The sequence below is a fragment of the Pseudomonas sp. A214 genome, from assembly GCF_900156295.1.
Lineage (GTDB): Bacteria > Pseudomonadota > Gammaproteobacteria > Pseudomonadales > Pseudomonadaceae > Aquipseudomonas > Aquipseudomonas rhizophila.
On sequence record NZ_LT707062.1, the window covers coordinates 5,271,575 to 5,282,733 of the forward strand.

Here is an 11,159-nt window from a genome sequence, read left to right on the forward strand (position 1 = left end):
CTAGGCGATATGTCGCCAGTCGAGCCCTGAATCTTGATCGGCCAGTTGCAGCCAGTCCGGGTCGCACCCTAGGGTGTCGACGAAACATTGCCGGGCTAGCTGCGGCAGGTTGTTCTTGCTGCTCAGATGGGCCAGGACCAGGTGTTGCAGGCCTTGCCAGCCCAACTCGGCCACCAGGAACGCCGCCTGGTGGTTGTTCAAATGTCCGTGTTCCCCGCCTACCCGCTGCTTGAGAAAGTACGGGTAGTACCCGCGCGCCAGCATGTCACGGCAATGGTTGGACTCGATCATCAATGCATCGAGATCCCGGTAGCTGTCCATCACCCTGTCGCAATACGAACCCAGGTCGGTCAGCAACCCAAAGCGCCGCTCACCGTCGCTGAACACATACTGCGTTGGCTCCCGGGCGTCGTGCGCCACGCTGACCACACTGACTTCCAGAGCACCAATGCGCAGTTGCTCGCCACCGGCGACGAAGCCAGCAGGTTCGATGGGCTTACGCAGCCCCTCCAGTGTTCCACGGCTCAGGTACACCGGCAGATTGTAGCGCCGAGACAGCAAACCCACGCCATGCACGTGGTCGGCATGTTCGTGGGTTACGAGTATCGCGCTCAATTGCGCCGGGTGCACACCCAGGCGCAACAGGCGTTTCTCGGTTTCTCGCAAAGAGAAACCACAATCGACCAGCACATACGTGCCGGCGCTGGCTATCAGCGTGCCGTTCCCTTGGCTACCGCTGCCGAGAACGGCAAAACGCATCGGATCAGCCCAGGTTGTCCTGAATCACGCTCAATACCTTGCGGGCCACATCGGCCGGCGCCACGGTGTTGATGTTTTTCTCGACGGTCACCTGAACGTTGTCACCCACCTTGCTCAGGCGAACCTGATAACGCTCGGCACGGGCTTCAATTTCTTCCTTGTCCGGCGCGCTGCCGAACAGACCGCTGAAGAAGCCAGGCTTCTCATCTTTCTTCTCGGCCTTTTCGGCGAGGTTGATGTAGTACAGGCCCAAGCTGCGGTTGATGTCTTCAACCCGCCACTCACCTTGTTCCAGCGCACGACCTACGCTCGACCAGGCGCGATCCAGGTCGGAGCCGACGTTGAGCACCGGGTTGCCGCTGCCGTCTTCGCTCAGGCTGACGCGGCTCGGGACGTCGAAGTCCCGGGATGCAAGCATCGAAACCGAACCGCCCTGTTCTGCGGTACGGCTCATGCTGGCGAGCATGTCGTCCACCAGCGCAGCGTCCAGGCCGGTGTTGACCGAACGGTTGGTGAAGGCCACATCGGCGGTACTACCGGCAGGGCGTTCAGCGCTGACCACGTAGATTTCACTGGTGTTGCGCTGCACGCCCGGCTCGATGCGAACCCGCACGCGGCTTTCGCTGTCGGCACCGACACCGGCGGCGCTCAGGCGCTTGGCCATGGCGGCGGACAGCTCATCGGCACGTTGCCAGGTCGTGGTGAATTCGCCCGTTTGCGGGCGCTGCTCATCCAGGCGGAAACCGTTGTCCTGGAAGAACTGGATCGCCACGGGCCAGACTTCGGCCGGTGGATGCTGGGCCATGACCCAGCTTGAATCGCCACTCTTCTGCAGGGTGTAGTCGCTGGCATCGGCCATGGCTGAGAGCGGCTGTGGACGGGGGACGATGTATTCACCCTTGACGCTGTCGTCGGCCACATTACGCGGGATCGGCAACAGCGGATCCAGACGTTTGGCGACATTGACATCGGGAGGCAGTTGCATCGGTGCAGTCTGTTGCGCTTCCAGGTAATCGCTACCACGGTCGCGGAAGTAACCTTCCGGGCCCCAGACCCATCCGCAGCCACTGGTGCTGGAGATAATCAAGGCAAGTGCGGAAAGTCCGGCCATTCGCTTCATGCGTTGTACTTCCTCAATTAAACCAGGACGCCCGACTGGCGCATGGCCTGCCGAAGCGGTTCGTGACAGGCTTCGCTCAGCCAGGTGAGCGGCAGGCGGATGCCTTGATGCATCAGGCCCATTTCAACCAAAGCCCACTTCACCGGAATCGGGTTGGCTTCGATGAACAGATCCTTGTGCAACGGCATCAGTTTTTCGTTGATTGCCCGCGCGGTCTCGGCGTCGCCCTTGAGCGCAGCCTCGCACAGGTCGGCCATTTCGCGCGGAGCGACGTTGGCGGTGACGGAGATATTGCCCTTGCCACCCAGCAGGATCAGCTCGACCGCGGTCGGATCATCGCCGGACAGCACGATGAAGTCATCACTCACGCCAGCGAGGATGGCCTTGGCGCGGTCCAGGTCGCCGGTGGCTTCCTTGATACCGATGATGTTCGGCACGGTGGAGAGGCGAATCACGGTCTCGGCCTGCATGTCGCAGGAAGTGCGGCCGGGAACGTTGTAGAGGATCTGCGGGATGTCGACCGCTTCGGCAATGTGCTTGAAGTGCTGGTACAAGCCTTCCTGGGTTGGCTTGTTGTAGTACGGCACGACCAGCAGGCACGCGTCGGCACCGGCTTCCTTGGCGTTGCGGGTCAGCTCGACGGCTTCGCGGGTCGAGTTGGCGCCGGTACCGGCGATAACAGGAATCTGGCCAGCGACCTGCTTGACCACGGCACGGATGACTTCGATGTGCTCGTTGACATCGAGGGTTGCCGATTCGCCAGTGGTACCGACGGCGACAATGGCATGGGTGCCGTTTTCAAGGTGGAAGTCCACGAGTTTGCTGAGGCTGGCCCAGTCAAGACGCCCTTGTGCATCCATGGGTGTGACCAGTGCCACCATACTGCCCGCAATCATGAAACCGCTCCTGCCGGAAAAAGAGAGCGGTAATGGTACTGGCGCCAAGATGCTTGTACAAGCGAACTACCATTCCCCTTGGCGATGGTTTTCGCTACCCTTCAGGCTTTGATCGGTACCGATAAGCTCATACGCCGGTTCCCAGCCTCCGTTATTCGTCGCCACAAGCCCCATTCCTGCGTTTGTCCTGCCGAATTCCCGCCGTCCCGGAATGCAGCGCAACCCCAGGCACAGGGCTTGAGTCGTTCGTTTATCCCGGTCTGTCGCCGTGCCGAGCTGCAAAAGTGCCGACCGCTCATCGCTTTAGGAATGCTGCATGTCCACCCCCACAGTCCGCGAACAATTCCTTGTTATCAGTGCCCTTGGCGCCAACCCCATGGAGCTGACTAACGTCCTGTGCCGCGCCAGCCATGAAAATCGCTGCGCCGTCGTAACTTCACGCCTGACCCGTCATGGCGAATGCAGTGCGCTCGTGCTTGAGATTTCCGGCAGCTGGGACGCCCTGGCCCGCCTGGAAGCGAGCCTGCCGGTGCTGGCCAAGAAACACGCCTTCACCGTCAACGTGGTGCGCAGCGCCGCCCTGGAGAACCGCCCCCAGGCCCTGCCCTACGTGGCGTATGTGAGTTCAGCCTATCGCCCGGACATCATCAACGAGCTGTGCCAGTTCTTCATGGACCACCATGTCGAGCTGGAAAACCTGACCTGCGACACCTACCAGGCCCCGCAGACAGGCGGCACCATGCTCAATGCCACGTTCACCGTGACACTGCCGGCCGGCACCCAGATCAGTTGGCTGCGCGATCAGTTCCTGGATTTCGCCGACGCGATGAACCTCGATGCCCTGATCGAACCGTGGCGCCCCCAAAACCCAATGTAAGGAAGCGTTCATGGCCGTTGCCATCGACCAACCGGTTACCGATTTCCAGGCGCCCGCCACCAGCGGGCACACCGTCAGCCTCGCGGCCCTTAAAGGCAAGCAGGTGGTGATTTACTTCTATCCCAAGGACAGCACCCCGGGGTGTACCACCGAAGGCCAGGGTTTTCGTGACCAGTACGCCCAGTTCCAGGCTGCCAACACCGAAGTGTTCGGCGTATCGCGCGATAGCCTCAAGTCCCACGAGAACTTCAAGTGCAAGCAGGAGTTTCCGTTCGAGCTGATCAGCGACAAGGACGAAGCCGTCTGCCAGCTGTTCGACGTGATCAAGCTGAAAAAGCTCTACGGCAAGGAATACCTGGGCGTTGATCGCAGCACGTTCCTGATCGACAAAGATGGCGTGCTACGCCAGGAATGGCGCGGCGTGAAGGTGCCGGGGCATGTGGATGCGGTGTTGGCGGCGGCGCAGGCTCTGAACAAGGCCTGAAGTTTTTTGTTGCCTGTTCTGGCGCTATCGCGAGCAGGCTCGCTCCCACACTGGATTTTCGGCGTTAACAAATCCCCTGTGGGAGCGAGCCTGCTCGCGATGAGGCCACCCGCCTCGCCGGATAAGTAGCGGCTGCTACAGCAACGGCGCCACAACCGGCTCACGGCTCGGCCACGCATCCAGCACAGCCTTGAACAGTGTTGCCAGGGGAATGGCAAAGAACACGCCCCAAAACCCCCACAGCCCGCCAAACAGCAATACCGCGCAGATGATCACCACCGGATGCAGGTTCACCGCCTCGGAGAACAGCAGCGGCACCAGCACGTTGCCATCAAGCGCCTGGATGATCCCGTAGACGGCCATCAGATAGATGAACTGATCGCTCCACCCCCATTGGAACAGCGCGATCAACGCCACGGGCACGGTCACCACCACGGTCCCGACATACGGCACCACCACCGAAATGCCCACCAGCAGCGCCAGCAATGCCGCGTAATTGAGCCCCAGGGCCACGAAGCCGATGTAGGTCACGCCGCCGCAGATGAAAATCTCGATGACTTTTCCGCGAATGTAGTTGGCGATCTGGCGATTCATTTCCTGGGCCACCCGGGTGATCAGCGCCCGCTCGCGAGGCAGATAGCCACGGACCCAGCGCCCGATCATTTCCCGATCCTTGAGAAAGAAAAACACCAGGATCGGCACCAGCACCAGGTAGATCATGATGTTCACCAGAAGCGGCAGGCTGGACAAAGAAAACGTCAGCGCCCACTGGCCGAACTTGCCGATCTGGCCGCGCACCACCTCTATGGCCTGCAGTACCTGTTCATCGGACACCAGATGCGGATAGCGCTCCGGCAACAGCAACAACAGCGACTGCCATTTGACGAGCATCCCGGGCAATTCGTTGAACAAGGTCACCAACTGATGCCAGAGCAGCGGCATGATCACGACGACGAACACCACCAACACCCCCATGAACAGGGCGAACACCAGCCCTACCGCCATGGCGCCAGGCAGCCGCATCCGTTCCAGTGTCGTGACCAGCCCCTGCATCAGGTACGCCAGCACCATCCCTGCCAGCACCGGCGCGAGCATGCCGCCCAGCGTGAGGACTGCCGTGAAGGCCAGGAACAGCAACACTGCCAGCACCACCGCCTCTTCGTCGGAGAAGTAGCGCTGGATCCAGTCGCGTAACACTTTGAACATTAAAAATCCTTAAGGGCCGCTGTTGATTTTCAGGCTTTCTTCAGCCAATAACGGTAGACGCCGTTGTCGTCTTCTTCACGCAGCAGCGTATGACCGGCCAGTCGGGCAAAGGTGCGGAAATCGCGCTGGGAGCCCGCATCCGTTGCGGTCACCTTGAGCACGGCGCCGCTGGCCAGGCGATTGAGTTCCAGCTTGGCCTTGAGCAGTGGTAACGGACAATTCAGGCCGCTGGCGTCCAGTTCGGCATCGGGGGCTACAGCATCGGTCATCGGTTCACTCCGCAGCAGGTCGTTGAGCGACTTAGAATATCTGGTCCCGGGCCTGGTGTCCGGCTACAGTAGGGTCTTTGTCGACTAAGGCTTCGTGCATGACATTTCTGCGCCCCACCCTGCTGACGCTCGCTTGCCTGCTTGCCTCACCGGGCTTCGCCGACGACCTGCCGTCACTTGGCGACGCCAGTTCTGCCATCGTCTCGCCGCAACAGGAGCACCAGTTGGGTCGCGCCTGGCTGGCCTTGCTGCGCAGTCAGGTCTCACAGCTCAACGATCCACAGCTCAAGGACTACGTCGAGTCCAGCGTTTACAAACTGGTGGAGACCAGCCAGGTCAACGACCGACGCCTGGAATTCATCCTGATCAACAGCCCGCAGCTCAACGCTTTCGCCGCACCCGGCGGAATCGTCGGGGTCAACGGTGGACTGTTCCTCAATGCGCAGACCGAAGGTGAATACGCCTCGGTCATGGCCCACGAACTGGCGCACTTGTCGCAACGCCACTTTGCCCGGGGCGTCGAAGCTCAACAACGCATGCAGGTGCCGATGATGGCAGCGCTGCTGGCCGGCATTGTGATCGCCGCCGCCGGTGGGGGTGACGCCGGGATCGCGGCCATTGCCGGCACCCAGGCGGCAGCCATCCAGGAACAACGGCGTTTCTCTCGCCAGAACGAACAGGAAGCCGACCGCATCGGCATCCAGAACCTGGAAAAGGCCGGCTATGATCCGCGGTCCATGCCGACCATGTTCGAACGGCTGATGCGCCAGTACCGTTTCGACGCCAGGCCCCCTGAATTCCTGCTGACTCACCCGGTGACCGAGTCCCGAATCGCCGACACCCGCAACCGCGCCGAACAGGCAAGGCCAGGTGGCATCGAGGACAGCATGCGTTATCAATTGATTCGTGCACGGGTCAAGTTGATCTACGAAGAAACTCCGGGGCTGGGCGCCAAGCGTTTCCGGGCGCAGCTGGATGAAAATCCGAAGAACGACGTGGCCCGCTATGGCTTGGCGATCGCGCAGATCAAGGGTGGCCAGCTGAATGAGGCCCGGGAAAACCTCAAGCAGCTCCTGGCCAAATCGCCCAACGAGATCATCTATAACCTGGCCCAGGTCGATCTGGATATCACCAGCAACAAGCTGCCAGACGCTCAGGCTCGCGTCGACCGGATGCTGACCCAGTACCCGGGCAACTATCCGCTGAATCAGGTGCGCGTCGACTTGCTGCTCAAGCAGAACCGCCCCGCCGACGCCGAGAAGGCTCTGGAGAACCTGCTCAAGACTCGTCCGGACGATCCGGATGTCTGGTACATGGTGGCAGAGACCCGCGGACTGTCGGGCAACATCATCGGCCTGCACCAGGCCCGCGCCGAATACTTCGCCCTGGTGGGCGACTACCGGCAGGCCATCCAGCAACTGGACTTCGCCAAACGGCGCGCCGGCAGCAATTTCCCGCTGTCGTCACGCATCGACGCCAGGCAGCGCGAGCTCATGGAGCAGGAGCGCATGGTCAAGGACATGATGGGCTGAGTCTTTTCGGACACAAAAAAACCGCCTCTTTCGAGGCGGTTTTTTTTGGGGACAGCTAAGCGATCACTCGGCCAGCTTGAAGGTAATGAAACTCGCACGGCCCTGACGCAGAACCCGCATCGAGACCGAACGATTCTTCGGCAACGCCTTGGCGATGTCGGTGAACTCCTTGGCCGAACCGATTGCCTGGTTGTTCAGGTGAGTGATGATGTCGCCTGGTTGCAGGCCGATCATGGCCGCAGGCCCCTCCTGCACCTCCTTGATCACTACACCACCTTGCAGCTCCAGGGTCCGTTTTTGCTCTGGCGTAAGCTCCGCCACAGCCACGCCCAGACGATTGCTGCTACGTTCCACGCCTGACTTGGCCAGCGAGTCCAGCTCCTTGCCTTCCTCAGGGATGGCGCCGACGGTCAATTCGACGTTTGTGCGCTTGCCTTCGCGAATCACTTCCAGATTAGCCTTGGAACCGGCCTTGAGGGCGCCCACCAGATGTGGCAAGTCAGCGGACATGACGATCGGCTGGCCATTCATGCTCAGGATCACGTCGCCCACTTGCAGGCCACCCTTGGCAGCCGGACCACCATCCTGAATCTGCGCCACCAGCGCACCGGCTGGTTTCTCCAGGCCGAACGACTCGGCCAGGTCCTTGTTCACTTCCTGAATGACCACGCCCAACCAGCCGCGGCTGACCTTGCCTTCGGTTTTCAGCTGATTGGACACGTCCATGGCGACGTCGATCGGAATCGCGAAGGACACGCCCATGAAGCCGCCCGAACGGGTATATATCTGGGAGTTGATCCCCACGACTTCACCGTCGAGGTTGAACAGCGGCCCACCGGAGTTGCCTGGGTTGATCGGCACGTCGGTCTGGATGAACGGCACGTAGTTTTCGTTTGGCAGGCTGCGACCGATGGCGCTGACGATGCCCTGGGTTACGGTATGGTCGAAGCCAAACGGCGAACCGATGGCCACGACCCACTGGCCGGCTTTCAGGTTCTGGGATTTGCCCAGCTTGAGCACGGGCAGATCTTTCCCTTCGATCTTCAGCAACGCCACGTCAGAACGCGGGTCAGTGCCGATCAGCTTGGCCTTGAGCTCACTGCGGTCTGCCAGGCGCACCAGGATCTCGTCGGCATCGGCAATCACGTGGTTATTGGTCAGGATGTAACCGTCGGGCGAAATAATGAAACCCGAGCCCAGGGACTGCGCTTCACGCTGACGGCCACCGCCAGGCGAACGCGGTTGCGGCATCCCGCGCTCGAAGAACTCGCGCAACATCGGCGGCAAACCTTCCAGGTCCGGCATCTGCTGATCCATCACCCTGCGTTCCGGCAGTTTCTGGGTGGTACTGATGTTCACCACCGCAGGCGAGGCTTGCTCGACCAGCTCAGTGAAGTCAGGCAATTCGACCGCCATAGCGGGAACGGCCTGACCGAGCACAAGCACAGTGGCAAAGATGGAAAGATAGGTTTTCAAGCGTGGTATCGACATACGGCTCCCGTTACGACGAGCGTGGTTAAGCGATATGGAGCAAGAAATACCAGGGGAAGATACGCCGGTATTTTTGTTCCGCAAACAGGCAAGGCCAGAGCCGAGCGGCTCTGACCTATAGAAAAAAAAATGAAGTTTTGCAAATGAAAATGCTGACAGAAAGTTTCGGCATTTCGATCAAGTCCCGACGCTGTAAGCCTCTTGCCCAATCGAACCACCCTGGCAGCTATTGAGTCGCCGTGGCATCGGAACGCATGGAGAGCGCGATCCGTTCCGCTGTGCCGATGGGAATTTCGCCGACCACCGTGACCATCATTTCGCCCTGGGGCGTCGTGAGTCGACGCGAAACAGCTGCTGTCGGGCCGAGCTGCGTACGCGTGTCGGTGACAGTCGCGCCGTTCAACGGTTCCAGAAACACCGAGAAACGAGCCAAGCCATCATCGTACATCAGGCTATTGACCTGAACGTTGGTTTCCGGATCCTTTCTCATCGCACTGCTGGTCAGTTCGAAGCCCGGTGGAAGCCAGTCCGAACGCCATGCAGTTTTCGCCATGGCACTTTTAGCTGGGGTCTGCGCTACTACCTTGCATTCGGCAGTGGTTTGCAGATCAGCGTCGGACGGTGCCGTGATATTCAAGCGTGTGAACTGAAAACGCTCCAGCAACTGGCCCTTGTCATTGAGCAACAGAGACTTGAGCGGCAGGCCGGTCTCTCGGTCCAGATGCAGTTCGAAACCATAACGATGCTGGTCCTTGGGCGTCAGCGCCACAATCACCGCAGGGCGCCCGGCCACGCGCGACTTGCCAATGACGGCAAGATCATACCAATTCTTGAGTTTTTGCGGATCGAGCGCACGTGCCGTGCCTTCAGGCGTATTCCCCACCCCAGCGATCAAGGAGCCGCTTACGCATTGAGTACGTCCATCAATGCGCAGGACTTCCTGTGCCGACCCATCGAGCTGGAGTAACCGCTCGCGGACTTTGCCATCCTGGACACGATGCCAGATGTTATGGGTAGAAAAACTACCGTTACGCTCGTAAACGAAAGTGCCCTGGAAGCTTTGCTGTTGCTCGGCCTGACTCAGACGATTAAGCCAGTCCTGAGCTTCACCGGCATAGGCTGGGATAACGCACCAGCCACCCAACAGAAGCGAAAATAGAGGTATGGCGCGCAATGGTCCTCCTTAGCGGTTTTCCAGACTGGCTGCACGGGCGTAAGGCAGCGCGCTTTCAGTACCTTTCAGGGCTGCTTCCTGGGCATGCTGACGCAGGTAGTTGGGCAGACGCTGATCATGCCAGCCTGGTTGGCCTTGCAGCACACCGTTGGCCATTGGACCGGCGACTTCCGAGCTTTCGCTATAACCGGCCAACACTGCCGGGCCCTTGACCTGTGGAGCGGCCAAGCCAGGCTGATTGGACTGCTGGGCCATTTGCACACCGGCGATCTCATCCTGGTTGTAGAGGCGAACCCCGGCCAGCACGGCCACCGTAACCGAAGCGGCAACCGCAAGACGACCCAGGCTGCGCCAAGGGCTGCGGGAGGCTTTGGCCGGAACAGCTTCATCAGCCAGAGCAGCAGATACAGCCGCAGCGATGTCGAGACGCGGAAGCAGCAGGTCCTTGTGCATGACAGCCCGGGCGATCTGGTAACGAGCCCAGGTCTCACGGGTTTCAACATCGTCGAAGGCATTGAGTACCCGACGCAATTCCAATTCGTCCGCTTCGTTATCCATCACTGCGGACAGCGATTCCTGCAGGGCTTCACGACTCATGGCGTTCCTCTCTTGGCTGTCGCCGCTGTCTCAGTTTTCCTGCAACAAAGGTTGCAGGGCTTTATCGATGGCCTCCCGAGCGCGGAAAATCCGGGAGCGCACGGTACCCACCGGACACTGCATGACGCTGGCAATGTCCTCGTAACTCAGACCGTCGAATTCACGTAAAGTTAGAGCCGTACGCAAATCTTCGGGCAGTTGCTGGATGGTCCGATGGACAGTGCCTTCGATCTCATCCCGCAGCAACGCTCGTTCCGGTGATTCAAGATCCTTGAGGCCATGATCGCCATCATAGAACTCTGCATCTTCAGAACTCACATCGCTATCCGGCGGCCGGCGGCCGCGTGAAACCAGATAGTTTTTCGCCGTGTTAATGGCGATGCGGTAAAGCCACGTGTAAAACGCGCTGTCTCCGCGAAAATTACCAAGCGCACGGTAAGCCTTGATGAAGGCTTCCTGAGCAACATCCTGGGCTTCATGGGTGTCGTGCACAAAACGCACGATCAACCCGAGAATTTTGTGCTGGTATTTCAGCACTAGCAGATCGAAAGCTCGCTTGTCGCCGCGTTGAACGCGCTCGACCAGTTGCTGATCCTCTTCCTGGGTTAGCATGAACACTCCTCGATAAGCTCGAAGGAGGCTTGCATTACTAATCGACCGGGCTTGCAACCATAGACTCGGGCTTTTCGCAAAAGTTCTCCCCTCCAAGCAAGTTTCCGGCGCGCTCTGATCCGGCACGCACGAAAAACGCAGC

The 11,159-nt window shown here is 60.0% G+C and carries 12 protein-coding genes; 3 read left to right on the forward strand and 9 right to left on the reverse strand.

The features are described 5' to 3' along the window. From BW979_RS23465 to dapA, 3 genes are read right to left on the reverse strand one after another with little or no spacing between them, the layout of a single operon-like run. Positions 1–759, reverse strand: coding sequence for an MBL fold metallo-hydrolase (locus BW979_RS23465; protein ID WP_047227962.1), 759 nt, complete (start codon positions 757–759; stop codon positions 1–3). A 4-nt stretch (positions 760–763) separates the two neighbouring features. After that, on the reverse strand, positions 764–1,879 hold the full coding sequence (bamC, locus tag BW979_RS23470; protein ID WP_047227963.1) for an outer membrane protein assembly factor BamC: 1,116 nt from the start codon (positions 1,877–1,879) through the stop codon (positions 764–766). Positions 1,880–1,896: 17 nt separating this feature from the next. Beyond that, complete coding sequence (dapA, locus tag BW979_RS23475) at positions 1,897–2,775, reverse strand: 4-hydroxy-tetrahydrodipicolinate synthase (protein ID WP_076385956.1); 879 nt, start codon at positions 2,773–2,775, stop codon at positions 1,897–1,899. A 316-nt stretch (positions 2,776–3,091) separates the two neighbouring features. Between dapA and BW979_RS23480 the strand changes: the two genes are divergently transcribed. After that, a complete protein-coding gene (locus BW979_RS23480; RefSeq protein WP_047227965.1) occupies positions 3,092–3,652 on the forward strand; it encodes a glycine cleavage system protein R in 561 nt (186 codons plus the stop codon). A 10-nt stretch (positions 3,653–3,662) separates the two neighbouring features. Next, positions 3,663–4,136 carry a peroxiredoxin gene (locus BW979_RS23485; RefSeq protein ID WP_047227966.1) on the forward strand — a complete coding sequence of 158 codons (474 nt, stop codon included), beginning with the start codon at positions 3,663–3,665 and terminating at the stop codon, positions 4,134–4,136. 135 nt (positions 4,137–4,271) lie between these two features. Here the strand turns inward: BW979_RS23485 and BW979_RS23490 are convergent, their stop codons facing one another. Continuing rightward, positions 4,272–5,342 (reverse strand): AI-2E family transporter, encoded by a 1,071-nt coding sequence (locus BW979_RS23490; protein WP_047227967.1) that lies wholly within the window; start codon positions 5,340–5,342, stop codon positions 4,272–4,274. Positions 5,343–5,371: 29 nt separating this feature from the next. Then, positions 5,372–5,611, reverse strand: coding sequence for a sulfurtransferase TusA family protein (locus BW979_RS23495; RefSeq protein WP_047227968.1), 240 nt, complete (start codon positions 5,609–5,611; stop codon positions 5,372–5,374). 98 nt (positions 5,612–5,709) lie between these two features. Between BW979_RS23495 and BW979_RS23500 the strand changes: the two genes are divergently transcribed. Further along, the gene (locus BW979_RS23500; protein ID WP_076385958.1) at positions 5,710–7,143 is read left to right on the forward strand and encodes a M48 family metalloprotease; all 1,434 of its coding nucleotides are present in this window, start codon (positions 5,710–5,712) and stop codon (positions 7,141–7,143) included. Between the two features lie 63 nt (positions 7,144–7,206). On the opposite strand, the gene BW979_RS23505 is transcribed toward BW979_RS23500, so the two are convergent. The 4 genes from BW979_RS23505 to rpoE form a co-directional block, all read right to left on the reverse strand. Then, complete coding sequence (locus BW979_RS23505) at positions 7,207–8,634, reverse strand: DegQ family serine endoprotease (protein ID WP_076385959.1); 1,428 nt, start codon at positions 8,632–8,634, stop codon at positions 7,207–7,209. A 226-nt stretch (positions 8,635–8,860) separates the two neighbouring features. Beyond that, positions 8,861–9,808: a MucB/RseB C-terminal domain-containing protein gene (locus BW979_RS23510; protein WP_076385961.1), complete on the reverse strand. Its 948-nt coding sequence runs from the start codon at positions 9,806–9,808 to the stop codon at positions 8,861–8,863. Positions 9,809–9,817: 9 nt separating this feature from the next. Next, positions 9,818–10,405 (reverse strand): sigma-E factor negative regulatory protein, encoded by a 588-nt coding sequence (locus BW979_RS23515; RefSeq protein ID WP_047227972.1) that lies wholly within the window; start codon positions 10,403–10,405, stop codon positions 9,818–9,820. 30 nt (positions 10,406–10,435) lie between these two features. After that, the gene (gene rpoE / locus BW979_RS23520) at positions 10,436–11,017 is read right to left on the reverse strand and encodes an RNA polymerase sigma factor RpoE (RefSeq protein ID WP_003172477.1); all 582 of its coding nucleotides are present in this window, start codon (positions 11,015–11,017) and stop codon (positions 10,436–10,438) included. Between the last annotated feature and the right edge of the window lie 142 nt (positions 11,018–11,159).